20 protein-coding genes are annotated in these 25,571 nt (G+C 62.2%); 4 read left to right on the top strand and 16 right to left on the bottom strand.

Going from position 1 to position 25,571, the window contains the following annotated elements; all coding sequences use genetic code 11:
- The first annotated feature begins 200 nt into the window (after positions 1-200).
- The 3 genes from QMO82_RS11610 (at position 201) to QMO82_RS11600 (ending at position 3,308) form a co-directional block, all read left to right on the top strand.
- On the top strand, positions 201-2,003 hold the full coding sequence (locus QMO82_RS11610) for an extracellular solute-binding protein (RefSeq protein ID WP_183607354.1): 1,803 nt from the start codon (positions 201-203) through the stop codon (positions 2,001-2,003).
- Between the two features lie 64 nt (positions 2,004-2,067).
- Entirely contained in the window at positions 2,068-2,739 is a 672-nt protein-coding gene (locus QMO82_RS11605) for a DsbA family oxidoreductase (protein WP_183607355.1), read from the top strand.
- 11 nt (positions 2,740-2,750) lie between these two features.
- Positions 2,751-3,308, top strand: a complete 558-nt coding sequence (locus QMO82_RS11600) for a GrpB family protein (protein WP_183607356.1) — start codon at positions 2,751-2,753, stop codon at positions 3,306-3,308.
- A 13-nt stretch (positions 3,309-3,321) separates the two neighbouring features.
- On the opposite strand, the gene QMO82_RS11595 is transcribed toward QMO82_RS11600, so the two are convergent.
- The 3 genes from QMO82_RS11595 to QMO82_RS11585 form a co-directional block, all read right to left on the bottom strand.
- Positions 3,322-3,789 (bottom strand): OsmC family protein, encoded by a 468-nt coding sequence (locus QMO82_RS11595; RefSeq protein ID WP_183607357.1) that lies wholly within the window; start codon positions 3,787-3,789, stop codon positions 3,322-3,324.
- A 64-nt stretch (positions 3,790-3,853) separates the two neighbouring features.
- Positions 3,854-7,357 (bottom strand): transcription-repair coupling factor, encoded by a 3,504-nt coding sequence (mfd, locus tag QMO82_RS11590; protein WP_183607358.1) that lies wholly within the window; start codon positions 7,355-7,357, stop codon positions 3,854-3,856.
- On the bottom strand, positions 7,354-7,659 hold the full coding sequence (locus QMO82_RS11585; protein WP_183607359.1) for a succinate dehydrogenase assembly factor 2: 306 nt from the start codon (positions 7,657-7,659) through the stop codon (positions 7,354-7,356). The genes mfd and QMO82_RS11585 overlap by 4 nt, the downstream gene beginning before the upstream one ends.
- A gap of 92 nt (positions 7,660-7,751) precedes the next feature.
- Here QMO82_RS11585 and recG point away from each other — a divergent pair, with 92 nt between their 5' ends.
- Positions 7,752-9,857 (top strand): ATP-dependent DNA helicase RecG, encoded by a 2,106-nt coding sequence (gene recG, locus QMO82_RS11580; RefSeq protein ID WP_183607360.1) that lies wholly within the window; start codon positions 7,752-7,754, stop codon positions 9,855-9,857.
- A 49-nt stretch (positions 9,858-9,906) separates the two neighbouring features.
- On the opposite strand, the gene QMO82_RS11575 is transcribed toward recG, so the two are convergent.
- The 13 genes from QMO82_RS11575 to QMO82_RS11515 all read right to left on the bottom strand — a co-directional run bounded on the left by QMO82_RS11575 (position 9,907) and on the right by QMO82_RS11515 (position 25,563).
- Positions 9,907-10,614 carry a DUF502 domain-containing protein gene (locus QMO82_RS11575; protein WP_183607361.1) on the bottom strand — a complete coding sequence of 236 codons (708 nt, stop codon included), beginning with the start codon at positions 10,612-10,614 and terminating at the stop codon, positions 9,907-9,909.
- A 135-nt stretch (positions 10,615-10,749) separates the two neighbouring features.
- Complete coding sequence (gene glmS, locus QMO82_RS11570; RefSeq protein WP_183607362.1) at positions 10,750-12,576, bottom strand: glutamine--fructose-6-phosphate transaminase (isomerizing); 1,827 nt, start codon at positions 12,574-12,576, stop codon at positions 10,750-10,752.
- 109 nt (positions 12,577-12,685) lie between these two features.
- On the bottom strand, positions 12,686-14,047 hold the full coding sequence (glmU, locus tag QMO82_RS11565) for a bifunctional UDP-N-acetylglucosamine diphosphorylase/glucosamine-1-phosphate N-acetyltransferase GlmU (protein ID WP_183607363.1): 1,362 nt from the start codon (positions 14,045-14,047) through the stop codon (positions 12,686-12,688).
- A 164-nt stretch (positions 14,048-14,211) separates the two neighbouring features.
- The gene (locus tag QMO82_RS11560; RefSeq protein WP_183607364.1) at positions 14,212-14,997 is read right to left on the bottom strand and encodes a FadR/GntR family transcriptional regulator; all 786 of its coding nucleotides are present in this window, start codon (positions 14,995-14,997) and stop codon (positions 14,212-14,214) included.
- A 15-nt stretch (positions 14,998-15,012) separates the two neighbouring features.
- Entirely contained in the window at positions 15,013-15,981 is a 969-nt protein-coding gene (gene yjfF, locus QMO82_RS11555; protein ID WP_097619772.1) for a galactofuranose ABC transporter, permease protein YjfF, read from the bottom strand.
- Positions 15,978-16,991, bottom strand: coding sequence for an ABC transporter permease (locus QMO82_RS11550; RefSeq protein ID WP_183607365.1), 1,014 nt, complete (start codon positions 16,989-16,991; stop codon positions 15,978-15,980). The genes yjfF and QMO82_RS11550 overlap by 4 nt, the downstream gene beginning before the upstream one ends.
- Positions 16,988-18,511 carry a galactofuranose ABC transporter, ATP-binding protein YtfR gene (gene ytfR, locus QMO82_RS11545; protein ID WP_183607366.1) on the bottom strand — a complete coding sequence of 508 codons (1,524 nt, stop codon included), beginning with the start codon at positions 18,509-18,511 and terminating at the stop codon, positions 16,988-16,990. The genes QMO82_RS11550 and ytfR overlap by 4 nt, the downstream gene beginning before the upstream one ends.
- A gap of 217 nt (positions 18,512-18,728) precedes the next feature.
- Positions 18,729-19,691: a galactofuranose ABC transporter, galactofuranose-binding protein YtfQ gene (gene ytfQ, locus QMO82_RS11540; protein ID WP_007628908.1), complete on the bottom strand. Its 963-nt coding sequence runs from the start codon at positions 19,689-19,691 to the stop codon at positions 18,729-18,731.
- A 142-nt stretch (positions 19,692-19,833) separates the two neighbouring features.
- Positions 19,834-20,910: a BMP family ABC transporter substrate-binding protein gene (locus QMO82_RS11535; RefSeq protein ID WP_183607367.1), complete on the bottom strand. Its 1,077-nt coding sequence runs from the start codon at positions 20,908-20,910 to the stop codon at positions 19,834-19,836.
- Between the two features lie 49 nt (positions 20,911-20,959).
- Positions 20,960-21,880 carry an ABC transporter permease gene (locus QMO82_RS11530; RefSeq protein WP_183607368.1) on the bottom strand — a complete coding sequence of 307 codons (921 nt, stop codon included), beginning with the start codon at positions 21,878-21,880 and terminating at the stop codon, positions 20,960-20,962.
- Positions 21,877-22,962 carry an ABC transporter permease gene (locus QMO82_RS11525; RefSeq protein ID WP_183607369.1) on the bottom strand — a complete coding sequence of 362 codons (1,086 nt, stop codon included), beginning with the start codon at positions 22,960-22,962 and terminating at the stop codon, positions 21,877-21,879. The genes QMO82_RS11530 and QMO82_RS11525 overlap by 4 nt, the downstream gene beginning before the upstream one ends.
- An 11-nt stretch (positions 22,963-22,973) precedes the next feature.
- Positions 22,974-24,542, bottom strand: coding sequence for an ABC transporter ATP-binding protein (locus tag QMO82_RS11520; RefSeq protein ID WP_183607370.1), 1,569 nt, complete (start codon positions 24,540-24,542; stop codon positions 22,974-22,976).
- 40 nt (positions 24,543-24,582) lie between these two features.
- Positions 24,583-25,563 (bottom strand): quinone oxidoreductase, encoded by a 981-nt coding sequence (locus QMO82_RS11515; RefSeq protein ID WP_183607371.1) that lies wholly within the window; start codon positions 25,561-25,563, stop codon positions 24,583-24,585.
- Positions 25,564-25,571 lie beyond the last annotated feature (8 nt).

The raw sequence follows: 25,571 nt of genomic DNA, 5'->3' as shown, positions 1-25,571 counted from the left end.
ATAAGGCAAATGCATGACCCCGAAACTTCGGGTTCACCTGTTACATCGCAGCGTTCAAGATATCCAGCTTTTCTTTGGCAATTTGAGCGGCAATTTCGAAGCCGGGCCAAAGAAAACGCCGCAGCGTGTTGGAATCACTCGACCCCATGATAATCTCCGCGGTGAATCATGCCCCGTTTTCACGGATCAAGGATTGCCGAATGCTCCGGATCATCGTCCCTCTCGTCCTCTCGCTGCTCTGCGGAGCTGTTGCCGCCGAGCCGCTGCACGGCATCGCGATGCATGGCGAGCCGGCTTTGCCGCCGGATTACAAGCACTTCCCTTACGTCAAACCCGACGTGAAGAAGGGCGGCAAGATCACCTACGGCGTCGTCGGCACCTTCGACAGCCTCAACCCGTTCATCCTGAAAAGCATGCGGACGACGGCGCGCGGCATGTGGGATCCGGAATATGGCAATCTCGTCTACGAATCGCTGATGCAGCGTTCCAGAGACGAGCCCTTCACGCTATACGGCCTGCTTGCCGAGACGGTGGAATGGGACGATGACAGGAGCTTCATCCAGTTCAATCTCAATCCGAGGGCGAAATGGGCCGATGGCCAGCCGGTGACGCCCGAAGACGTGATGTTCACCTTCGAGCTGATGCGCGACAAGGGCCGCGTGCCTTTCGCCAACCGCCTCAATGTCGTCGCCAAGATGGAAAAGGTCGGCGAGCACGGCGTGCGCTTCACCTTCAACGACAAGGCCGACCGGGAGACGCCTTTGATCTTCGGCCTTTTCCCGGTGCTGCCGAAACATGCGATCGATCCCGAGACCTTCGACCGCACTTCGCTGACGCCGCCGGTCGGCTCCGGTCCCTATAAGGTGAAGACGGTGAAGCCCGGCGAGAGCATCACCTATGAGCGCGATCCGAACTACTGGGGCAAGGACATTCCCGCCAAAGTCGGCACCGACAATTACGACCAGATCACCGTGCAATATTTCCTGCAGGACACGTCGCTGTTCGAGGCCTTCAAGAAGGGCGATATCGACATCTATCCCGACGGCAATCCCGGCCATTGGGCCAATGCCTATAATTTCCCCGCCGTCACCTCGGGGGCCGTCGTCAAGGACATGTATACGCCGAAACTGCCGAGCGGCATGCTCGGCTTCGTGTTCAACACGCGTCGGCCGATCTTTGCCGATCTCAAGGTGCGCGAAGGCCTGTCGCTGGTGTTCGATTTCGAATGGGCGAACAAGAACCTCTATTCCGGCGCCTATAAACGCACCCAGAGCTTCTGGCAGAATTCCGAGCTTTCAAGCTTCGGCGTCCCCGCCAATGATCGGGAAGTTGCCCTGCTCGGGCCGATAAAGGACAAAATTGCGCCGGAGATTCTCGACGGCAGCTACAAGCTGCCGGTGACCGACGGCTCTGGCCGCGACCGCAATGTGTTGAAGCAGGCGGTCGAATTGCTGAAACAGGGCGGCTATACGATCCAGGGCGGTAAGATGCTGGATGCCTCCGGCCGCCAGCTCGCCTTCGAGATCATGACGCAGAATGCCGACCAGGAGAAGCTCGCCGTTGCCTACCAGCGTTCGCTGCAGACGATCGGCATCGCCGCTACGATCCGCACCGTCGACGACTCGCAATATCAGAGCCGGACGAACAGCTTCGACTATGACATGATCCTCAAGTCCTATACCTCATCGCTGTCGCCCGGAAACGAGCAACTCGGCCGCTGGTCTTCCGCTGCGCGCACACGCGAAGGTACGGACAGCTTTGCCGGCGCCAACGACCCCGATATCGATACCCTGATCGACCATCTGCTCAGGGCGCGTTCGGCAGAGGATTTCACCGCGGCGGTGCGCTCCTACGACCGGCTGCTGCTTTCCGGCCACTACGTGCTGCCGCTCTACCACATCGACCAGCAATGGGTGGCGCGCAGCAAGCGCATCGGCCATCCCGACAGCGTGCCGCTCAACGGCTATCAGCTGCCGGTGTGGTGGGATGCGAGCGTGCAGTAGACGCAGCCGAACCGCCGCCGCCCAATGTCTCTCTGCGGAGACGAATAAAATAAGGAAAATCATTATGGAACGTATCACCATCGACGTCGTCTCGGATGTCGTCTGCCCCTGGTGCTATCTCGGCAAGGCGCGGCTGGATCTCGCCATCGCCGAGGTGCAGGACAAAATCGGCGTCGACATCAACTGGCGACCGTACCGGCTCAATCCCGACTATCCCAAGGAAGGCGTCGACCAGAAGAAGGCGCTGGCTGAGAAGCTCGGCGGCGAAGAGCGCGTGGCGCAGGCACACAAGATGCTGACCGATTACGGCCGCGAGGTCGGCATCGCCTTCGATTTCGAGGCGATCAAGATGGGCCCGAACACGCTCGACGCCCATCGGCTGATTCACTGGGCGATGATCGAAGGCCGCGAGAAGCAGGACAAGGTCGTTGCCGCGCTGTTCAAAGCGAATTTCGAGGAAGGCCGCAATGTCGGCGACCATGCCGTGCTGCTCGATATCGCCGAAAAGGCCGGTCTCGATCACTCGGTCATCGCCTCGCTGCTTGCCTCCGATGCCGATAGCGATCTGATCGTCGCCGAGATCAAGGCGGCGCAGGAGATGGGTGTCAACGGCGTGCCGTTCTTCATCTTCGATCAGCAATATGCCGTCAGCGGCGCCCAGACGCCCGACGTGCTGGCGAATGCGCTGCGCGATATCGCCAAGGCGAAGGCCGAGGCGCGGTCGGGCCTCAACTGAGGCCGCCGGCCATGCGGATCGAGATCGAGCAGCCGCGACAGAGTTGGGTCGAGGATTTCGCGGCCTTCAAGCGCGCCATCATGGGCGCGGCGCCGGCCGGAGCCTATCTGCATCATATCGGTTCGACAGCCATTCCCGGCCTTGCCGCAAAGGATATCATCGATATCCAGCTCACCGTCAACGCGCTGGCCGATGTCGATGCCGACGCATTCGAGCAGGCGGGTTTCGAGCGCAGGCCAATCACCATCGATCACTGCCCTCCCGGACTTGAACTGGCGGAAGGCGAATTGCGCAAGGCCTTCTATCGCAGCAAGGGGCGTCCTGCCAATCTACATATCCGGCAAAGAGGCCGTTTCAATCAGCGTTACTCCCTTCTTTGCCGCGACTTCCTGCGCACTCATCCGACAGCGGCAAACGCCTACGCCTCGATCAAGCAGCGGCTCGCCCAGCGTTTTCCCGACGACGTCGATTTCTACTACGACATCAAGGACCCGGTGTTCGACATCATCATGGACGGCGCCAATGAATGGGCAAAGCTGATCGGCTGGTCTGAGCCGCCGGGCGACTAACCGGCTTTGGCCCTCAGCCTAGAACCGGAACGCAGCGCACCTCGGTCTTCACCGAATTGGCGATGAAGCATTCGTCATGGGCGCGATGATGCAGGGCTTCGAGTTGGCTGAGTGAGGGCTGTTTTTCGCCGCTGAAGACGACATGCGGACGAAGGGTCACCACGGTCATGGCAAGGCGGCCCTCGGCATTCTTCTCCATGGTGCCGTCGGCGGCATCGGTGTAGCTGTCGACGCAAAATCGCTGTTTGGCGGCGAGCGACAGGAACCAGAGCATGTGGCAGCTGGAGAGCGAGGCGACGAAAGCCTCTTCCGGATCAACGGCATCCTCGGCTGAATAGGGCAGTGGGACGACATGCGCGGAAGAGGACGCCCTCACCTCGATGCCGCCGTCGAATGTCCAGCGGTGAACGCGGCTGTAGCGGTTGTCGGTGAAAGCCTCGCCGTTTCGCTGCCAGGCGATCGTTGCGCCGTATTTTGCCATCACCCTCTCCTCTTTTTACGCAATTCCGGACGCAAAACCGCGGCACAATCTTGCTGGAATTGCTCTATTTCGCGAGCTCCGCCAGTTGCGTCATAATAATGGCGGCGCCCTGCAGGCGTTTTTCCGGCGTCGGCAGATCGCGGGTCAGGAATAGGCTGTGATCGGGGCGGATCTTCGCCATCGTGCCCTGCTTGCCGATATAACCGACGAGGTTTGCCGGGTTGGGGAATTCCTTGTTGCGGAACTGCACGACGACGCCCTTCGGACCGGCATCGAGCTTTTCGACATTGGCGGTGCGGCAAAGCGACTTGATGTAGACGATCTTCAGCAGGTGCTGGACTTCGATCGGCATCGGGCCGAAGCGGTCGATCATCTCGGCGCCGAAGCCGTCGATCTCCTTGAGTTCGGTGATTTCGCCGAGACGCCGGTAGAGCGCCATGCGCAGATGCAAGTCAGGCACGTAGCCTTCCGGGATCATCACCGTCGTGCCGACCGAGATCTGCGGCGACCAGCCGGTATCGTGGATCTCGTCGACACCCTTGACCTCGGCAACCGCCTCTTCCAGCATCTGCTGGTAGAGCTCGAAGCCAACCTCCTTGATGTGGCCGGACTGCTCCTCGCCGAGCAGATTGCCGGCGCCGCGAATATCGAGGTCGTGGCTTGCCAGCTGGAAGCCGGCGCCAAGCGTATCCAGCGACTGCAGCACCTTGAGGCGGCGCTCGGCCGTTGCCGTCAGCACCTTGTTGACAGGCAGGGTGAAGAGCGCAAAGGCGCGCACCTTCGAGCGGCCGACGCGGCCGCGCAGCTGGTAGAGCTGGGCCAGGCCGAACATATCGGCGCGGTGGACGATCAGCGTGTTGGCTGTCGGCACATCGAGACCGGATTCGACGATGGTTGTGGACAGCAGCACATCGTAGCGGCCTTCGTAAAAGGCATTCATGATGTCTTCCAGTTCGCCGGCCGGCATCTGGCCATGGGCGACGGCAACCTTCAGCTCCGGTACGTCCGACTGCAGGAAGGCATGGATATCGGCGAGATCGGCAAGCCGCGGGCAGACATAGAAGCTCTGGCCGCCACGATAATGCTCGCGCATCAGCGTCTCGCGGATCACCAGGCTGTCGAAGGGCGAGATGAAGGTGCGCACCGCCATGCGGTCGACCGGAGGCGTGGTGATCAGCGACAGTTCGCGCACACCGGTCATGGCAAGCTGCAGCGTGCGCGGGATCGGCGTTGCCGACAGCGTCAGCACATGCACGTCGCTCTTCAGCTCCTTCAGCCGCTCCTTGTGCTTGACGCCGAAATGCTGCTCCTCGTCGATGACGAGCAAGCCGAGATTGGCGAATTTGATGCCGGCGCCGAGCAGCGCATGGGTGCCGACGACGATATCGGTCTTGCCGTCCGCCACTTCCTTCTTGGTCAGCGCCAGTTCCTTGGCGCCGACGAGGCGCGAGGCCTGCTGGATGCGCACCGGCAAACCGCGGAAACGCTCGGAAAAGGTCTTGAAATGCTGGCGGGCAAGCAGCGTCGTCGGCACGACGACAGCAACCTGGGCGCCGTTCATCGCCGCGACGAAGGCGGCGCGCAGCGCCACTTCGGTCTTGCCGAAACCAACGTCGCCGCAGACGAGGCGGTCCATCGGCCGGCCGGCAGCGAGATCGGAGCGGACTGCCTCGATGGCGTTGTCCTGATCCTCGGTCTCATCATAGGGGAAGCGGGCGGCAAATTCATCGTAGAGGCCTTCCGGCGTCGTCAGCATCGGCGCATAGCGCGTGAGGCGTTCGGCGGCGATGCGGATCAGCGCATCGGCCATGTCGAGCAGCCGCTTCTTGAGCTTGGCCTTGCGCATCTGCCAGGCGCCGCCGCCGAGCTTGTCGAGTTGGGCCTCGGTACCCTCGCCGCCGTAGCGCGAGAGCAGATCGATGTTTTCGACCGGCAGGAAGAGCTTGGCCTCGTCGGCATATTGCAGTTCCAGGCAGGCGTGCGGCGCACCGGCCGCCTCGATGGTCCGCAGCCCGATGAAGCGGCCGATACCGTGTTCGGCGTGGACGACGATCGAGCCCTCGTCGAGGCCCGCGACCTCGGCGATGAAATCGGCGGCGCGTTTGCGGCGCTTGGAGCGGCGCACCATACGGTCGCCCAATATATCCTGCTCGCCGATGACGACGAGATCGCCGGCCTCGAAACCGGCTTCGAGACTGAGCACGGCAGCGGCCGCCTCGCCTCTGGCCAGCGCGCCGACATCCTTCAGCGCCTCGATCGGCTTGACCTTTTCCAGGCCGTGCTCGTTCAGCACCTGCAGCAGGCGTTCCAGCGAACCTTCGGTCCAGGCGGTGACCAGCACTTTCGCGCCGGCGGCACGCCGGTCGGCAATATGCTTGACGACGACGTCGAAGATATTGATGCGTTCGGCATCACCGCCACCCTCGGCATTCGAGCGGGCCCAGCGCTGGCCCTGGCGGGCATCAACATTGACGACCCGCCGCGCCTCGCCCTCATGCTCGTTGAAGGGGCTGATGCGGATCGCGCCGAGCGCGTCGAGGGTTTTGGCGAAGAGCTTGCTGTCGAGATAGAGCTGGCCCGGTGTCACCGGCTTGTAGGGCGTGCCCTGCGACATCTGGCTCTTTGCCGGCTGGCCGGAATTGAGGCGGGCGTCGTAATAATCGAAAACCAGCTTGGAACGCTCCTCGGCCGCCTCCCGCACCGTATGGTCGGTAACGACTCGGAAGCCGCTGAGATAATCGAAGACGGTATCGAGCTTCTCGTAGAAGAGCGGCAGCCAGTGCTCCATTCCGGGATAACGGCGGCCTTCGGAGACGGCGAGATAGAGCGCATCGTCGCGCGTCGTGGCGCCGAAAGCCGAGAGGTAATTCTTGCGGAAGCGGCTGATCGTATCCGGGGTCAGCGTCACCTCGCTCATCGGATTGAGATCAAGGGAGCGCACCTGGCCCGTCGTGCGCTGGCTGGCCGGATCGAAGCTGCGAATCGATTCCAGCGTATCGCCGAAGAAATCGAGACGGACCGGCTCTTCGGAACCCGGCACGAAGACGTCGAGAATGCCGCCGCGCACGGCATATTCGCCGACTTCGCGAACGGTCGCGACGCGGTCGAAACCGTTGCGCTCCAGGCGCCCGGCGAGATCGTCCATGCGCAGCTGGTTGTCGGGGCGGGCCGAAAAGCTCAAGCTTTCGATCACATCCTGCGGCGCCACCTTCTGCAGCATGGCGTTGGCGGTTACGAGCACGATTGCGGCATGCGGCTTCTTGCGATGGGCAATCAGGCCGCCGAGTGCCGCCAGCCGGCGGGCCGAGGTGTCGGCGCTCGGCGAGACGCGGTCATAGGGCAGACAGTCCCAGGCCGGCAGAGTGAGAACCGGAATGTCGGGAGCGACAAAACCGAGCATCTGTTCGAGGTCAGCCATGCGGTGGCCGTCCGACATGACATAGGCGACCGGCTCTCCCGTGCGGGCGAGTTCGGCGAGCAGCAGCGTTTCAAGACCGGCAGGCACATTGCCGATCGTCAGCGGCTCGGCAATGGCCGCAAGTTTCTTCGCATCAAAACCAGGGATCATTCCGGCGTCCTGAGGGGCTTGTCGAAATCGGGCGTGTAGGCGGCCAGGCGGGCAAACATCGGTGTCTGGAAACGCTCGGGCACCGGCCAGGTTCCCATGATCCAGCGGACGAGATCATTGTCCTCTTCGGCCATGATCGTCTCGAACTCGTCGAGCTCGGTATCCGACAGCGTTGCGAGCTCGGCTTCGGCAAACTGGCCGAAGACCAGATCCATCTCGCGAATGCCGCGATGCCAGCAACGGAAAAGGATCCGGCGGCGGCGCGGGTCGAGTCCGGCACTCGTGAGCGTGACACCTGTCATGGCATTACCTTCCTGTTGATGCGCCTCTATAGACCCTGGAAAGCGGCTTGTCAGCCTTGCCAAGGCCGCATTGTTCATCGCATTTTGGCCGCATGCGCCCCGCCATTCTCGATCCTCTGTTTTCCCCCATTTCCGGCCTTCCGGGCGTCGGCCCGAAGATCGCCGAGCTGCTGGTCAAGCTGCTCGGGCGCGACACGGCGGAGGATTGCCGGGTCATCGATCTGCTCTTCCACGCGCCCTTTTCGCTGATCGACCGGCGCAACCAGCCGGGGATAGCACGGGCACCGCAAGGCGCGATCGTGACGATCACGGCGCGCGTCGACCGGCACCAGGTACCGGCGCGCGGCAAAAGCAATATTCCTTACCGCGTGTTCCTGCATGACGAGACCGGCGAGCTGACGCTGGTCTTCTTCCGCGGCCAGGCGGCGTGGCTGGAAAAGCAGCTGCCGATCGATGCGGAGGTGACGGTCAGCGGCAAGATCGACTGGTTCAACGGCCGCGCCTCGATGGTGCATCCCGACTATATCGTCCGGGCGGATGAGGCGGAGAGCCTGCCGCTGGTCGAGCCGATCTATCCGCTGACGGCAGGACTTTCACCGAAGACGCTGCGCAAGATCATCGACGCTGGCCTGCCGCGCTTCCCCGAGCTGCCGGAATGGATCGACCTCTCGCTGACGCAAAAGCAGGGCCTGCCGTCAATCCGCGACAGTTTCCACATGCTGCACGAGCCGCGCGACCCCGGAGATATCGACTCGCAGGCCCCTGCCCGACGGCGGCTTGCCTATGACGAGTTCCTCGCCGGCCAGCTGTCGCTGAGCCTGGTGCGGCAGAGGCTGCGCAAGGTGGCGGGCCAGCCGGTGCATGCGACGGGTGCGATCAGCAGCAAGATCCTGAAATCCTTGCCCTTCTCGCCCACAACAAGCCAGAACGAGGCGATCGCCGAGGTTTTGAGGGACATGGCCGCAACCGAGCGCATGCTGCGGCTGCTGCAGGGCGATGTCGGCTCCGGCAAGACGCTGGTGGCGTTGATGGCGATGGCGGCGGTGATCGAGAGCGGCGGCCAGGCCGTGCTAATGGCGCCGACCGAAATCCTGGCGCGGCAGCACCATGCGACGATCGCGAAATTCGCCGCCTCCGCCGGGCTTAACATCGAGGTGTTGACCGGGCGCACCAAGGGACGCGAAAGGGAGGAGATCCAGGAGCGCATCGCCTCGGGTGCCGCCCAGATCATTATCGGCACGCATGCGCTGTTCCAGGACAGCGTCGCCTATGCCAATCTGATGCTTGCCGTCGTCGACGAGCAGCATCGTTTCGGCGTGCATCAGCGGCTGCGGCTGACCGCCAAGGGTATCTCGCCGCATATGCTGGTCATGACGGCGACGCCGATCCCGCGCACTTTGGTGCTTGCCGCCTTCGGCGATATGGACGTCTCCAAGCTCACCGAGAAACCGGTCGGCCGCAAGCCGATCCAGACGATCACCGTGCCGATGGAACGAACCGGCGAAATCGTTGGGCGGCTGCAGAGCGCGATCGCCGAGGGCAAAAAGGCCTATTGGATCTGCCCGCTGGTCGAGGAATCCGAAGAGCTCGACCTGATGTCGGCCGAGGAACGGCATGCGACGCTCACCGCCGCACTCGGTCCCGATATCGGCCTGATCCACGGCCGCATGAGCGGACCGGAGAAGGACGCGGCGATGCTGGCGTTCAAGAACGGCGAGACCCGGCTTCTCGTCGCCACAACCGTCGTTGAAGTCGGCGTCGACGTGCCGGATGCGACGATCATGGTGATCGAACATGCCGAACGCTTCGGCCTGGCGCAATTGCATCAGCTGCGCGGCCGCGTCGGGCGCGGCGACGAGGCCTCGACCTGCATCCTGCTCTACAAGGGGCCGCTCGGCGAAACCGGCCATGCCAGGCTCTCGATCATGCGCGAGACGGAGGACGGTTTCCGCATCGCCGAGGAGGACCTGAAGCTGCGCGGTGAAGGCGAATTGCTCGGCACCAGGCAATCCGGCACGCCGGGGTTCCGCATCGCCAGCCTCGAGGCGCATGCCGACCTGCTGGAGATTGCCCGCAAGGACGCGGCCTATCTGATTGACCGTGATCCCGAACTGACGAGTGAAAGAGGAGAGGCGATCCGCACCCTGCTCTATCTCTTCCGCCGCGATGAGGCGATCCGGTTTTTGAGAGCAGGTTAAAGCGCGCCGCGGCGCCCCAAAACCGGGGAACTGTTTTGGGCAATAAGCATCAATCCGCCTTGGACACCGCCACCGGCTTTGGCCGCGGCAAATGCTTCTGCTTGGCATCGGCCGGCTTGTGTTCGGGCGCCACAAGCCCGCCTGAAATCAGGAACTTGGCGGCATCTTCCGGCGACATGTCGAGCAACACGATTTTTTCGCGCGGCACGAAGACGAGAAAACCAGCCGTCGGCACCGGTGTCGGCGGCAGGAAGACGGCGACCATATCCTGGCCCATGGCGTTGAACTTCGACGCGATCTCGCCCTTGGCGTCGGTGGCGATGAAAACCAGCGCCCAGAGGCCGGGACCCGGATATTCGATGAGGCCGACCTTCTTGAAGGAGTTCGCCTGCTCCTTCAGCACGGTTTCGAAAATCTGCTTCACGCTTCGGTAGACGGTGCGCACCAGCGGCATGCGCTGGACGATCGATTCGCCGAAGCGGACAATGCTCTGGCCGATCAGGTTCTTGCCGAGAAAGCCGACGACGGTGATCAGGATAACGGCGGTCAGCAGGCCGAAACCGGGAATGGCGAAATTGAGATAGCTTTCCGGATTCCAGCGCGCCGGAATATAGGGCCTGACCCAGCTGTCCGACCAGTGGATGAAGGTCCACGTCAGCCAGATGGTGATCGCGATCGGGGCGCAGATGATCAGGCCCGCGAGAAAATTATTCCTCAGCCGGGTCGCGACCGGCATTCTGGGGGTGTTGTCGGTCATCGTTTCCTGATGAACTCCATCTCAGTCGTGGACAGGCCGGAACGCCGGCCCTTCCCCCTTGTCCGCAAACCAAAATTGCCAGAATTCGGGGCGTCGCACAATATGTTTCGGCGCGACGATCCCGGCGTTGCAGGCTTATTCCACGGTCACGGATTTCGCCAGGTTGCGCGGCTGATCGACATCGGTACCCATGAAGACGGCGGTGTGATAGGCGAGCAGCTGGATCGGCAGAGAGAAGATCATCGGCGCGATGATTTCGTCGACCACAGGCAGGGTGATCGTCGCCATGGTCGGCAGTTTCGAGGCCGCCGCACCCGCCTCGTCGGTGATGAAGATGATGCGGCCGCCGCGGGCTGCGACCTCCTGCATGTTCGAAACGGTCTTTTCGAAGAAGCGGTCGTAGGGAGCGATGACGATGACAGGCATGTTCTCGTCGATCAGCGCGATCGGCCCGTGCTTCAATTCGCCGGCGGCATAACCTTCGGCGTGAATATAGGAGATTTCCTTGAGCTTCAGCGCGCCTTCCATGGCAAGCGGAAAGCTGGTGCCGCGGCCGAGATAGAGCACGTCCTTGCACTTCGACAGTTCGCGCGACAGGCTTTCCATTTGCGGCTGGATCAGGTTCAGCACCCGGCTCATGATGCGCGGCATTTCGGCGAGATGGCGCACCAGCGCCCTCTCTTCGTCGGCACTCACCGTGCCGCGCGCCTTGCCGGCGCCGATTGCCAGCGACGCCAGCACGGCAAGCTGGCAGGTGAAGGCCTTGGTCGAGGCGACGCCGATTTCGGGGCCGGCCATGATCGGAAAGACGGCGTCGGATTCGCGGGCGATCGTCGATTCGCGCACATTGACGACGGCGCCGATCTTCAACCCGTTGTCGCGGCAATAGCGCAGCGATGCCAGCGTATCGGCGGTCTCGCCGGATTGCGAGATGAAGAGCGCTGCCTGCGACGGCGACAGCGGCATTTCGCGGTAGCGGAATTCGGAGGCGACGTCGATTTCAACAGGCAGGCGGGCATAACGCTCGAACCAGTACTTGCCGACGAGGCCGGCCAGATAGGCAGTGCCGCAGGCCGAGATCGCCAGGCCGGTGGCCGCCTTGAAGTCGATCGCGGCGGCATTGGCGCCGATCGTGTTTTCGGCGAAATCGACATAGTGGCTGAGCGCGTGGGAGATGACCTCCGGCTGCTCGTAGATTTCCTTTTCCATGAAATGGCGGTGGTTGCCCTTGTCGACGACATAGGCGGTCGCCTGCGAGATCTGGCGGGCGCGCTTGACCGGCTTGCCGGCGAAATCGAGCACCGACACGCCGTCGCAGGTGAGGACGGCGCAATCGCCGTCGACGAGATAGCTGATCTCGTTGGTGAAGGGCGACAGCGCGATCGCGTCCGAACCGAGGAACATCTCGCCGCGGCCATAGCCGACCGCAAGCGGCGGGCCGGAACGGGCGGCCATGATCGTGCCGGGATCGTCCTTGAGCATGACGGCGAGCGCATAGGCGCCGGTCACCCGGTTCAGCATCTTCAGCATGGCGGCGCGCGGCTCCAGGCCCTCGCGCAGATATTTCGCCATCAGCTGGGCGACGACTTCGGTATCGGTCTGGGTTTGAAAGACCGCGCCCCCTTCGGTCAACTCGTCGCGCAGCTCGGAGAAATTCTCGATGATGCCGTTATGGACGACGGCGACACCTTCGACGAAATGCGGATGGGCGTTGGTCTCATTGGGAACGCCATGGGTCGCCCAGCGTGTATGGGCGATGCCGGTCGTGCCGGGCAGCGGTTCGGTGTCGAGGCGCTTTTCCAGATTGAACAGCTTGCCCTCGGCGCGGCGGCGATCCATCACGCCGTTATGAATGGTGGCGACGCCGGCGGAATCATAACCGCGATATTCAAGGCGCTTCAGCGCATCGACCAGGCGCCCGGCAACAGGCTGAGCTCCGACGATCCCCACAATACCGCACATAAAATATCCCCATGAACCTCTGACAATGAGGCCAGTCCTAACGATTTTCGCTTATTTCTCAATCGCCTCGGCGGTCACTTTGAATTTCCGCCGGTTACGCAAATCAGCCTCAGCTCTTCGCCTTCTTCGCCGCCTTGATGGCGAGCGCGCGTTCACGCAGCAGCGTCGCGCGGCCGGGCTTGATCTCCTGCCGGGCACGGCCGAGCGCCAGCGCATCGGCCGGCACATCGACGGTGATGACGCTGCCGGAGCCGATATAGGCGCCGTCGCCGATGGTCACGGGCGCGACCAGTGAGGAGTTGGAACCGATGAAAGCGTTTTCGCCGATCACCGTCTCGTTCTTGTTGACGCCGTCATAATTGCAGGTGATCGTGCCGGCGCCGATATTGGCTCCGGCGCCGATGACGGCATCGCCGATATAGGTGAGATGATTGACCTTGGCGCCCTCGCCCAGCCGGCCGTTCTTCACTTCGCAGAAATTGCCGACCTTCGAACCGTTGCCGAGGTCGGCACCCGGCCGCAGCCGCGCGAAGGGGCCGACGGTGGCACCCTGGCTGACATGGGCACCTTCGATGTGCGAGAAGGCATGGATGACGGCGCCGCTGTCGATCACTGCGCCGGGGCCGAAGACGACGTTCGGCTCGATCAGCGCATCCTGGCCGATGACGGTATCGTAGGAGAGAAAGACGGTTTCCGGCGCGATCATCGTGACGCCGGCCAGCATCATCTCGTGGCGGCGGCGCTCCTGCCAGAAACGCTCGATGACGGCGAGTTCGGCGCGGTTGTTGCAGCCGGTCATCTCGATCTCAGGCGCATCGACAGCGGTGACGCGGCCGCCGAGCGACCGGGCGATCTCGACGAGATCGGTCAGATAGAATTCGCCCTTGGCATTGGCATTGCCGATGCGTGAGAGAAGATCGAGCGCCTTGCGGCCGTTGATCGCCATCAGCCCGCTGTTGCACCACGTCACGGCGCGCTCGGCATCGGTCGCATCCCTCTCCTCGCGGATGGCGATCAGTTCTCCGTCCTTGACAAGCAGGCGGCCGTAGCCGGTCGGACGGTCGGTGTGGAAGCCGATGACGACGACATCGCTGCCCTCGGCAAGGCCCTGGCGGGCGGCCTTCAGCGGTCCGTCTGTCTGCAGCGGCACATCGCCATAGGTGACGAGGATATCGTCATAACCCGTGGCGATCGCTTCGCGCGCCGCCAGCACCGCATGACCGGTGCCGAGGCGCTCCTTCTGCAGATAGGATTCGATGCCGACGCCGGCGATGGTTGCGGCCTTTGCCACATCCTCGGCATCGCGGCCGACCACGAGCGCGACCGACGAGATGCCGGCGGAGGCGACCGCCTCGACCACATGGGCGATCATCGGCCGTCCGGCGACCGGATGCAGCACCTTCGATTTCGAGGATTTCATCCGCGTGCTGTCACCGGCGGCAAGAATGACGGCAAGACAAGTACGTTCCATGATCAGCTCCGCGAATCCGCGCCATGAGGCGGCTTTGTTGCCTCATACTGCATAATTCCTGAAATCGGAATCGATTTTCGGAAAGCACGATGCGCGGAGGCAAAGCGTCAGGGCGTCGGCTGCGCGCCTGAAAATATGCGCGGCGCTGCCGGGCAAGCAAGGCTTCACAGAGGTGAAATTGCCGACGAAATAGGCTCCATGACGGCAGTCGAACCGCGGGCCGCGAAGGCTTGGTGCACGTGATCGCGACCGTCCAGAATGACGAGTTCCATCGCACGGCGTGCGGCGGCGCTGTCACCGGAAACGATCGCATCGACGATGCGCATATGGGTATCGGCGATATTGGCGAAACCGTTTTCCGAGGGAGGCGTACTCATGCGGAACATGCCGACGAGAGCCGCTTCGATGAGGCTGCCCAGCGTCCGCATAAAGGGATTGTGCGAGGCCTCGGCGAGCGCCAGGTGAAAACGCAGGTCGGCGAGCGCCAGGCTGTCGGCCGTGTGACCGCTCGCCGCCATCTCCAGCGCCAGCCCGCGCAGCGTCTCGATATCCTCTGCATTCGCCCGTTCGGCGACAAGGCCGGCGGCGAAGGGTTCGACAGCGAGACGGATATCGTAGAGCTGCAGTAGGAATTCTTCCGTCACGCCATTGTCGAAGTGCCAGGCGATGATCTCGCTGTCGAACATGTTCCAGAAGTTCTTCTCGGTCACACGCGTACCGACCCGCGCCTTGGCGACGACCATGCCCTTGGCGGCGAGCGTCTTCATCGTCTCGCGCAAGACGGTGCGGGACACCTTGAAGCGTTGCGCCAGTTCCGTATCACCCGGCAGGATCGAGCCGACCGGATAGGTGCCGGCCACGATCGCCTTGCCGAGTTCGTCGACCACCTGCGCGTGGCTCGTCCGGGTTCTGCGTCCCGTCTTACGTGTCTCGTCCAATTTGTTGCGCAAGCGATCCGTCTCCTCTCAAGCGTACCTCTTGTTCAGACTGGAAACGAACAGGATGGCTTTCTGCATCAGGATGAATGCAAACAGCAGAAGGCCAATCAGGATCTTGGTCCACCAGCTCGACAGGGTGCCGTCGAAGGTGATGTAGGTCTGAATGAGCCCCTGGATCAGGATACCGATCAAGGTCCCCGCCACGAATCCCGCTCCTCCGGTCAGCAGCGTCCCTCCGATGACGACCGCCGCAATGGCATCGAGTTCGACGCCGACTGCTGCAAGAGAATATCCGGCAGAGGTGTACAGCGAAAAGACGATCCCGGATAGACCTGCAAGAAAGCCCGACAGCGCATAGATCTGAATTGTCGTGCGGCCGACCGGCACGCCCATCAGCCGAGCCGTCTGCGGGCCGCCGCCGAGCGCGTAGACGTTGGTGCCGAAGCGGGTGCGCTGGGCGAGGAAAATGCCGGCGGCAAAGACCAGAAGCATGATGCCGCCGATCAGCGTCAGCCTTCCGCCGCCGGGCAGACGCCAATAGAGGCTCGTCAGCGTCGAATAATATTCGTGATCGATCGGGATGCTGTCGATCGAGAGCACGAAGGCCATGCCGCGCGCCAGGAACATGCCGGCGAGCGTGACGATGAAGGCCGGCATTTCGAGATAGTGGATGATCGCGCCCATGATGCCGCCAAAGGCGGTGGTGATGACCAGCACGATCGCAAAAGCAAGCAGCGGATGGATCGAGGTCTTCTGCAGGATCACCGCGAGAAAGACGCCGGTGAAGGCGATGACCGATCCGATCGACAGATCGATACCGCCCGAGATGATGACGAAGGTCATGCCGACGGCAGCGATGCCGAGAAAGGCGTTGTCGGTCAGAAGATTGCCGATGACGCGCGTCGACAGCATGTTCGGATATTGCAGCGTGCATCCGGCATAGGCGAGCACGAAGATGACGATGGTCGCAAGCAGCGGCAGGTATTTGGAGTTCATTTCGACTGCTCCCTTCCGCCCTGCCGGCGGCTGGCGAAGATGGCGAGCGATTGCATCGCCGGCGACTGAATGACGAGGATGACGATGATAATGACGGCTTTGATGATCAGGTTGAATTCAGGCGGGAAACCGGAGGACAGGATGCCTGTGTTCACCGCCTGGATGATCATCGCGCCGATCAACGATCCGAGAATGCTGAAACGGCCGCCGAGCAGCGAATTGCCGCCGACGACGACGGCGAGGATGGCGTCGAGTTCCAGCCAGAGGCCGGCATTGTTGGCATCGGCGCCCTTGATGTCGGCGGCGACGATGATGCCGGCGATCGAGGCGCAGAGCCCGCTCAGCATGTAGACCGCCATCAGTAGCACCGGCGTTTGAATGCCGGAGAGCGTGCTGGCGCGGCGATTGATGCCGACGGCCTCGATCAGCATGCCGAGCGCCGTGCGGCGGACGAGCAGGATGACGAGCAGGCCGACGAGAAGCCAGGTGATAACAGGCATCGGCAGAAGCAGGAAGGAACCGCTGCCGAAGAAGGTCAGTCCGTCATCGTTGAAGGTCAGGATGGCGCCTTCGGTGATGAGCTGGGCGATGCCGCGGCCGGCCACCATCAGCACCAGCGTGGCGATGATCGGCTGGATATTGAGGACGGCCACCAGGAAACCGTTCCAGACACCGCAGGCAAGCCCGATCGCCAGTGTTAGGATAACGGTATAAGCAACTGAATTTCCAGATACAATCGATGATGCGGCAACAGCGCCACAGATCGCAATGACCGCACCGACGGAAAGGTCGATGCCCTTGGTGGCAATGACCAGCGTCATGCCGATCGCCAGGAGCGCCACCGGCGCACCGCGGTTGAGCACGTCGATCAGGCTGCCATAAAGCCGGTCGTTCTGAACCACGACATTAAAAAACTGCGGTGACGTGATGAAATTCAACAAAAGAATGACAACAAGCGCAATCAATTGCGGCGCCAGGCGATAGGCCAGCGCCTTCAGCGAGGACCTCATGCCTCCTCCATCTTATGTTCGGCGGCAGCAATGGCTTCGACGATGCCGGCCGCCGTGATACGTTCGCCCGTGAGTTCGGCGATATGTTGCCGGTCGCGAAGCACGATGACACGTGAACTATAGGCGACAAGCTCTTCAAGTTCCGAGGAAATCACGATCAACGACATGCCTTCGGCGCAGAGCTGTTCGATCAGCCGGATGATCTCGGCATGGGCGCCGACATCGATACCGCGGGTCGGCTCGTCGAGGATCAGAAACTTCGGATTGGTCGCCAGCCAGCGGGCGAGGATCGCCTTTTGCTGATTGCCGCCGGAGAGCAGCCGGATCGGCTTTTCGCGATCGGTGGTGCGGATATCGAGCGCCTTGATGTAGCGGTCGGCGAGCGCATTCTGCTCGGCGCGCGAAAGCGGCCGGGTCCAGCCGCGGCGGGCCTGCAGGGCAAGCGCGATGTTTTCCCGGATCGACAGGTCGCCGATGATGCCATCGGTCTTGCGGTCCTCGGGGCAGAAGCCGAAGTCTTTTTCGATTGCGGCGCGTGGGCTCGAAAGCGTCACCGGCTGGCCATCGATCGTGGCGCTGCCGCTATCGGCATGTTCGATGCCGAAGAGCAGTTCGGCAGTTTCGGTACGGCCGGAGCCGAGCAGCCCGGCGATGCCGACCACCTCTCCGGCGCGCACCTCAAGGTCGAAGGGTTTGACTTTGCCGCGTTTGCCGTAGCCTGAGAAACGGTATCGGACCTCGCCGGCCGCAAGGCTGCGTTCCCTCACCGTCTCCTCGACATGAGCCAATTCGCGGCCGAGCATCATGGCGATCAGCCCCTGGCGCGGCAGATCGGCGGCGTCGCGGGTGCCGACGAGCTTGCCGTTGCGCAGCACGGTGATCCGGTCGCTGATCGCATAGACCTGCTCGAGAAAATGGGTGATGAAGACGATGCCGAGGCCGCGCTTCTTCAGGTCCTCGATGATGCGGAAGAGCAGCGCCACTTCCTGATTGTCGAGGCTTGCCGTGGGCTCGTCGAGGATCAGCACCTTGCCGGAGAGATCGACGGCGCGGGCGATGGCAACCACCTGCTGGACGGCGACGGAGAAGCGGCTGAGTTCGGCGGTGACATCGATATCGACACCGTAGCCGGCGAGCAATTCGCGTGCCTTGCGGTTCATCGCACGCACATCGGTCATGCCGAAACGCCTTGGCTGGCGTCCGAGAAAGAGGTTTTCGGCAACGCTCAGATTGGCGAGGAGGTTGACCTCCTGGTAGACGGTGCCGATGCCGAGTTTCTGGGCGGCGAGCGTATTGGCCGGATTGATTTCATGGCCGTCGAGCGTCAGGCTGCCCTCGTCACGATGATAGGCGCCGGTAATGCATTTGATCAGCGTCGATTTGCCGGCGCCGTTCTCGCCAAGCAGCGCATGCACCTCGCCCTTGCGCAGCGTGAAATCGACCTTGTCCAACGCCACTGCGCCGGGAAAGAATTTCGATATTCCGGAAGCCGCGAGAACGTTCTCGAAATCGTGAATCATAGGGGCCTGTTTTCCTGATATTGCGGCAAAAGCCGCGCCGCGGCCGGACATGACGTCCCCAGGCGGCAAGGCAGTTCCGCACCGGTCCATGACGGGCCGGTGCGGTTCTACAGCGCCACGTGTCTTTTCAGGCACGTGACGCTGTAGCGCTTTGAATGCTGCATAATTCCCCCAATTCGATTCCGATTGTGGAATGATGCAGTCGTGTCAAATCAGATCAGTAGCCCTGACCCTTCTTCTCTTCGTAGACCTTCAACGGTTCGTCGGCAGGCGTGTAGAGCTTGGACTCGGTCTGGATCCACTTCGCCGGAGCCTTCTTGTCCTTCAGATAGGCTTCGAGCGCATCGAAGGCCGGGCCTGCCATATTCGGCGTCAGCTCGACCGTGGCGTTGGACTCGCCTTCGGACATGGCCTTGAAGATATCGGGCACGGCGTCGATGGAGACGACGAGGATATCCTTGCCCGGCTTCAGGCCGGCTTCCTTGATCGCCTGGATGGCGCCGACGGCCATGTCGTCATTATGGGCGTAGAGAGCGCAGATATCCTTGCCGCCATTCTCGGCCTTCAGGAAGCTTTCCATGACTTCCTTGCCCTTGGTGCGGGTGAAGTCACCGGTCTGGCTGCGAACGATCTTCAGGTTGTCGTGACCGGCAAGGGCCTCTTCGAAGCCCTTCTTGCGGGCGATGGCCGGCGACGAACCGGTGGTACCCTGCAGCTCGACGACGTTGCACTTCTTGTCGCCGACAGTCTTGACCAGGAAGTCGCCAGCAACCTTGCCTTCGTGAACCAGGTCCGACGTCACCGCCGTCAGGTAGAGATCGTCGGGAGCCTTGATGGTGCGGTCGAGAAGGATGACCGGAATCTTGGCTTCCTTGGCTTCCTTGAGAACGTCGTCCCAGCCGGTTTCGACGACCGGAGCAATGAGAATGGCATCGACGCCCTGAGCAATGAAGGAACGCAGAGCCTTGATCTGGTTTTCCTGCTTCTGCTGCGCATCGGCAAATTTCAGATCGATGCCGCGCTTCTTTGCCTGCTCCTTGGTGACGGTCGTTTCAGCCGCACGCCAGCCCGATTCCGAGCCGATCTGCGAGAAGCCGACGGTCAAGCCGGCGGCCGAAGCCGAACCGAACATGCAGGCAGCAAGAATCGTGGCACTCAATAGTGCAGTCTTCAATTTCATGATTTCCTCCCAAGCCGCGTCTCGCGGCGCAGGGTCAAAAAATCATATAGTATTACTTTTGTAAATCGGAATCTTGGCATGCACTGCAACAAAAAAGAGCGCCCACAGGGGGCGCTCTTCGCAACTGCGAATTGAACGCGGATTATTGCGCCGGCAGCTTGTCGTCGACGCCTTCGACGTAGAAGTTCATGCCGAGCAGTGTGCCGTCATCGGCCTTCTCGCCGGCCTTCAGCCAGGGCGTGCCGTCCTGCTTGTTGATCGGGCCGGTGAAGGGATGCAGTTCGCCTGATTTGATCTTGGCTTCGGTTTCCTCGGCCATCTTCTTCACGTCATCAGGCATGTTGGTGTAGGGCGCCATCTTCAGGATGCCGTCCTTCAGGCCGTCCCAGCTCTGCTCGGACTTCCAGGTGCCGTCCAGAAGCGCGTGAACGCGCTTGGAGTAGTAGGTGCCCCAGGTATCGACGATCGCCGTCAGCTGCGCCTTCGGGCCTGCCGCGATCATGTCGGACGCCTGGCCGAAGGCATGGATGCCGCGTTCTTCGGCGACCTGCATCGGCGCGGTCGTGTCGGTGTGCTGCGTCAAGACGTCGACGCCCTGGTCGACCATCGCCTTGGCGGCATCGGCTTCCTTGCCGGGGTCGAACCAGGTGTTGACCCAGATAACCTTCAGCTTGAAGCTCGGATCGACCGACTTGGCGCCCTGTTCGAAGGAGTTGATGCCCATCACGACTTCCGGAATCGGGAAGGAGGCGATGTAGGCGGCGCCGTGATTCTTCGAGGTCTTCGCAGCGATCTGGCCGAGGATGTAGCGGCCTTCATAGAAGCGCGAATTGTAGGTCGCGAGATTCGGGCCGGACTTGTAGCCGGTGCCGTGCTCGAACTTGACGTCCGGGAACTTGGCGGCGACCTTGACCGTCGCATCCATGAAGCCGAAGGACGTCGTGAAGATCAGCTTGCAGCCGGAACGGGCAAGGCGCTCGATGGCGCGCTCGGCATCCGGGCCTTCCGGCACGTTTTCGAGATAAGGCGTGTCGATCTTGTCGCCGAACTCGGCCTGGACCTGCTGGCGGCCGAGATCGTGGGCCTGCGAATAACCGCCGTCGGTATGCGAACCGACATAGACGAAGCAGACCTTCGTCTTATCAGCGGCCTCTGCGGCGGAAGAGATGCCGATGACGGCGGCAGCCGAGGCGGCAAGTGTGAGTGCTAACTTCTTCATAGTAACCCCTGTTGGTTTGAAGTTGGGAAACCCGTCTTATGTTGTTGCTTTATCGCTCCGGCACGAAGGCTTTTCCGAGCGACGCGGGCGTGTTGATCAGCGTCGTGCGCCGATTATGAGAAATGATGATGAGAACCACAATAGTCGCGGCATAGGGCAGCATCGAAAGGAACTGCGAGGGAATGCCGAGACCGAAGGCCTGCGCGTGCAGTTGCAGAATGGTGACCGCGCCGAAGAGATAACCGCCGGCAAAGACCCGCCACGGCCGCCAGGAGGCGAAAACGACAAGCGCCAGCGTGATCCAGCCACGGCCCGCCGACATGTTCTCCGCCCATTGCGGCGTGTAGACGAGCGAAAGCTGCGCGCCGGCAAGACCGGCGCAGGCGCCGCCGAACATCACCGCCAGGTAACGCGTGCGGATGACGTGAATCCCGAGGGCATGGGCTGAGCCGTGATTGTCGCCGATCGCCCTCAGCTTCAGCCCGGTACGGCTCTTGAACAGGAACCAGCTGACGCCGACCACCAGCGCAATCGACAGATAGAAGATCAGATCCTGCCTGAAGAGAACGTGGCCGATAACGGGGATATCCGACAGGACGGGAATGACAATCTCTTCCAGCCGGATGCCGGGCACGCTGACATAGGCTTCGCCGAGCATGCCTGACGCGCCGAGGCCGAGAAGGGTGAGCGCCAGCCCGGTCGCCACCTGGTTCGCCACCAGCGTCAGCGTCAGGAAGGCAAACAACAGCGAAAACAGCGCGCCTGCCACAATGCCGCAGACAATGCCGACATAAGGCGAGCCCGAGATTTGTGCGCCGGCAAAGGCAGCAACCGCGCCCATGATCATCATGCCTTCGACACCGAGATTGAGAACGCCGGAGCGTTCCGTCACCAGTTCGCCGAGTGCCGCGATGACGAGCGGCGTCGAGGCGGTAATGACGGTCAGCAGAATGGCTTCGAAGATGCTCATGCCGCCCCACCCCTTAACCGCGACCAGACAATGCGGATTTTGTAGTAGATCAGCGTATCGCAGGAGAGCACGAAGAACAGCAGCAGGCCCTGGAAGACGCGGGTAACCTTGTCGGAAACGCCGAGCGAAAGCTGTGCCGCCTCGCCGCCGAGATAGGTGAGCGCCAGCACCAGGCCCGAGGCGATGATGCCGAGCGGATTGAGGCGGCCGAGGAAGGCGACGATGATGGCGGTGAAGCCATAACCCGGCGAGATCGCCGGCTGGAGGTGGCCGATCGAGCCGGAGACCTCGGCGATGCCGGCAAGGCCGGCCAGCGCGCCCGAAAAGAGAAAGCTGAACCAGATCATCTTCTTGGAGGAGAAACCGGCAAAGCGCCCTGCCCGCTCGGATTGGCCGAGCACGACGATCTCGAAGCCTTTCAGCGTATAGCGCAGCATGAACCAGACGCCGATCGCCGCAATGATGGCGAAGATGAAGGCCCAATGGGCGCGGCCCGATTCTTCCCAGATCGCCGGCAGCACCGCTTCCGGTGCAAAATCGCGCGAGACCGGAAAGTTGAAGCCCTTCGGATCGCGCCAGGCGCCGCGGATCAGCCAGTCGAGGAAGAGCTGGGCGATATAGACCAGCATCAGCGACGTCAGGATCTCGTTGGTGTTGAAATGCGCCTTCAGCAGCGCCGGAATGGCGGCGAAGAGCGCACCGCCGAGCGCGCCAAGGATCAGCATCAGCGGCAGCACCAGCGGCGAATGCCAATCATAAAAGACGATCGGCAGATAGGAGCCGGTGATGGCGCCGATGGTGAACTGGCCTTCGGCGCCGATATTCCAGTTGTTCGAGCGGTAGCAGACCGCAAGGCCGACGGCTATCAGGATCAAGGGTGCCGCCTTGATCGCCAGTTCGTGCAGCGACCAGACCTCGAGCAGCGGCTCGATGAAGAAAGCGTCGAGGGCCTCGACCGGGTCCTTGCCGAGCATGGCGAACATGATGGCGCCGAACACCAGCGTCAGGACAAGGGCCAGGAGCGGCGAGACGAAAGCGTAGAGCTTCGAGACGTCGGGGCGTTTTTCAAGTTCAATGCGCATGGGGCGCCTCTTCAATGCGCATGCGGCGCCTCCGGGGCAGAGCTGCTGTCGTGCAGGCCGCCCATCAGCAGGCCGATCTTTTCCCGCGTCAGTTCGCCTGCCGGGAACGGACGGGAAAGGCGGCCCTCGGAGATGACGGCGATATCGGTCGCCACTTCGAAGATTTCGTCGAGATCCTGGCTGATGACGACGACGGCTGAACCGCTCCGTGCCAGATCGACCAGCGCCTGGCGGATGCGGCTTGCAGCCCCGGCATCCACACCCCAGGTCGGCTGGTTGACCACGAGCACCGCCGGCTGGCGGTCGAGCTCGCGGCCGACGATGAATTTTTGCAGATTGCCACCGGACAAGGAGCCGGCGGCAGGATCGTCGCCGCTCTTGCGGACATCCATGGCCTCGGAAATACGCCTTGCGGCGGATCTCACCGCGCCACGGCGGATGACGCCGAGCAGGCCGAGAAAGGCTTTGCGGTCGGACTGGCTGCGGGCCAGCACAAGATTGTCGGACAGTTTCATGGCGGAGACGGCGGCATGGCCGTGGCGCTCCTCCGGCACGAAGCCGGCGCCGAGAAGGCGGCGGGCGGTAATGCCCTGATTGCCCACGTGCTTCTTGCGGATGACGATCGCCTCGGCCGAAGCAACCGGATATTCGCCGGATAGCGCGTCGAAGAGCTCGCTCTGGCCGTTGCCGGCGACACCGGCAATGGCGAGAATCTCACCCGAGCGCACCGTCATCGACACATCGCGCAGCGGCATGGCGAAAGGGGTGCGGGCGGCAACGGAAAGATTGGCCACGGCAAGCTGTACCTCGCCCTTGTCGCTGCGCTCCGGATGGGTGACAACAGCCACTTCGCTGCCGACCATCATGCGGGCGAGCGAGGCCGGCGTTTCCCGCTTCGGATCGCAGGCGCCCGTCACGCGGCCATGGCGCAGCACGGTGGCGCGATCGCAGATGCGCTGCACCTCTTCCAGACGGTGGCTGATATAAAGAACCGAACGCCCTTCGGCGCGCAGCTTGAACAGCGTCTCGAACAGCCTGTCGGCCTCCTGCGGCGTCAGCACCGAGGTCGGCTCGTCGAGAATGATCAGCTTCGGGTTCTGCAGCAGCGCGCGGACGATCTCGATGCGCTGACGCTCGCCGACCGAGAGATCGGCAACATGGGCATCCGGATCGAGCGGCAGGCCGTAGGCGACCGACAGCGCCCTCGCCTCCTCGGCGATCCTGTCGATCGGGATGGCGTCGTCGAGCGACAGCGCGATGTTTTCGGCAACCGTCAGCGCTTCGAACAGCGAAAAATGCTGGAAGACCATGCCGATGCCGTGCTTGCGGGCTTCTCCCGGCGAGGCGATCGCAACCGGCTGGCCCTGCCAGAGGATATGCCCGCCCGTCGGCTCGAGAACGCCGAACAGCATCTTCACCAGGGTGGATTTGCCTGCGCCGTTTTCGCCGAGAAGCGCATGAATTTCGCCCGGCGCGATATCGAGATCGATTTCATTGCAGGCGGCAAAGCTTCCGAAGAACTTCGTCAGCTTCTGGACCGATAATAACGCACCGGAATCCGGCACATTCAATGGCGACACGTTCCCCTCATTTCTTCTGCCAACCGGTCCGTTTCGGATCTCATGGAATCAGCAGCGTCGTTCCTGTTGTTTTTCTTGTTTCCAGATCCGCGTGAGCCTGCCCAACCTCGCGTAACGGATAGGTTTGATTGATATTGATACGCACTTTGTTGCTTTGCACAATATCAAATAGCGCTTTGGCACTGTCGATCAGTTCCTGGCGCGCGGCGATATAGGTGAAGAGCGTCGGCCGGGTCGCAAAGAGCGAACCCTTCTGCGCCAGTGCCGCGAGGCTGAAATTCTCGATCGGCCCAGAGGATTGGCCGAAGGAGGCAAAAAGGCCGCGCGGCTTCAGGCAGTCAAGCGACTGTGGAAAAGTATCGCGGCCGATCGAATCATAGACGACATCGACGCCCTTGCCGCCGGTGATGTCGCGGACACGGTCGACGAAGCTGTCGCTCTTATAATTGATCACATGGTCGTAGCCATGGGCGAGCGCCATCTCGACCTTGTCTTCAGAGCCTGCCGTGCCGATGACGGTGGCGCCGAGCGCCTTTGCCCACTGGCCGGCGATCAGGCCGACGCCGCCGGCAGCCGCATGGAACAGCAGGACCGTCTCAGGCCCGACCTTGAAAGTGCGGTTCAATAGATATTCGGCGGTCATGCCCTTCAGCATCATCGCCGCCGCCGTGTCGAGCGCTATGCCGTCAGGCACATGCACGAGATGGCGGACTTGGATATTGCGCTCAGTGCTGTAAGCACCGTCGGCGCCGGCATAGGCGACGCGATCACCGACCTTGAAATCCGTCACGCCGGGGCCGACCGAGGTCACGGTGCCGGCGCCCTCCTTGCCGGTGACGAAGGGCAGATGCGGCGGCTTATAGGTGCCGTTGCGGAAATAGACGTCAATGAAGTTGAGGCCGATCGCCGCCTGCTTGATCTGCACCTCACCCGTCGAGGGCGTGGGAAGATCGACCTCGCCATAGTCGAAAACCTCCGGTCCGCCCGTCCTCGAGAATGAAACCACCTGCGTTTTGGTCATCTGCCTAT

Origin of the sequence: Rhizobium sp. BT04 (genome assembly GCF_030053135.1) — a bacterium.
In the GTDB taxonomy this organism is placed as follows: Bacteria; Pseudomonadota; Alphaproteobacteria; order Rhizobiales; family Rhizobiaceae; genus Rhizobium; species Rhizobium binxianense.
The sequence above is the reverse complement of the archived record's forward strand: the minus strand, read 5'-3'. Positions and strand labels throughout refer to the sequence as shown.

What these genes read in the sequence shown, in the direction of transcription:
- ytfQ (WP_007628908.1), bottom strand. Translation starts at nt 19,691, where the DNA reads ATGAAATTGAAGACTGCACTATTGAGTGCCACGATTCTTGCTGCCTGC.
- recG (WP_183607360.1), top strand. Translation starts at nt 7,752, where the DNA reads ATGCGCCCCGCCATTCTCGATCCTCTGTTTTCCCCCATTTCCGGCCTT.
- glmS (WP_183607362.1), bottom strand. Translation starts at nt 12,576, where the DNA reads ATGTGCGGTATTGTGGGGATCGTCGGAGCTCAGCCTGTTGCCGGGCGC.
- ytfR (WP_183607366.1), bottom strand. Translation starts at nt 18,511, where the DNA reads ATGATTCACGATTTCGAGAACGTTCTCGCGGCTTCCGGAATATCGAAA.
- yjfF (WP_097619772.1), bottom strand. Translation starts at nt 15,981, where the DNA reads ATGAACTCCAAATACCTGCCGCTGCTTGCGACCATCGTCATCTTCGTG.
- QMO82_RS11585 (WP_183607359.1), bottom strand. Translation starts at nt 7,659, where the DNA reads ATGACAGGTGTCACGCTCACGAGTGCCGGACTCGACCCGCGCCGCCGC.
- glmU (WP_183607363.1), bottom strand. Translation starts at nt 14,047, where the DNA reads ATGGAACGTACTTGTCTTGCCGTCATTCTTGCCGCCGGTGACAGCACG.
- QMO82_RS11575 (WP_183607361.1), bottom strand. Translation starts at nt 10,614, where the DNA reads ATGACCGACAACACCCCCAGAATGCCGGTCGCGACCCGGCTGAGGAAT.
- QMO82_RS11605 (WP_183607355.1), top strand. Translation starts at nt 2,068, where the DNA reads ATGGAACGTATCACCATCGACGTCGTCTCGGATGTCGTCTGCCCCTGG.
- mfd (WP_183607358.1), bottom strand. Translation starts at nt 7,357, where the DNA reads ATGATCCCTGGTTTTGATGCGAAGAAACTTGCGGCCATTGCCGAGCCG.
- QMO82_RS11595 (WP_183607357.1), bottom strand. Translation starts at nt 3,789, where the DNA reads ATGGCAAAATACGGCGCAACGATCGCCTGGCAGCGAAACGGCGAGGCT.
- QMO82_RS11530 (WP_183607368.1), bottom strand. Translation starts at nt 21,880, where the DNA reads ATGAGCATCTTCGAAGCCATTCTGCTGACCGTCATTACCGCCTCGACG.
- QMO82_RS11515 (WP_183607371.1), bottom strand. Translation starts at nt 25,563, where the DNA reads ATGACCAAAACGCAGGTGGTTTCATTCTCGAGGACGGGCGGACCGGAG.
- QMO82_RS11525 (WP_183607369.1), bottom strand. Translation starts at nt 22,962, where the DNA reads ATGCGCATTGAACTTGAAAAACGCCCCGACGTCTCGAAGCTCTACGCT.
- QMO82_RS11550 (WP_183607365.1), bottom strand. Translation starts at nt 16,991, where the DNA reads ATGAGGTCCTCGCTGAAGGCGCTGGCCTATCGCCTGGCGCCGCAATTG.
- QMO82_RS11535 (WP_183607367.1), bottom strand. Translation starts at nt 20,910, where the DNA reads ATGAAGAAGTTAGCACTCACACTTGCCGCCTCGGCTGCCGCCGTCATC.
- QMO82_RS11600 (WP_183607356.1), top strand. Translation starts at nt 2,751, where the DNA reads ATGCGGATCGAGATCGAGCAGCCGCGACAGAGTTGGGTCGAGGATTTC.
- QMO82_RS11610 (WP_183607354.1), top strand. Translation starts at nt 201, where the DNA reads ATGCTCCGGATCATCGTCCCTCTCGTCCTCTCGCTGCTCTGCGGAGCT.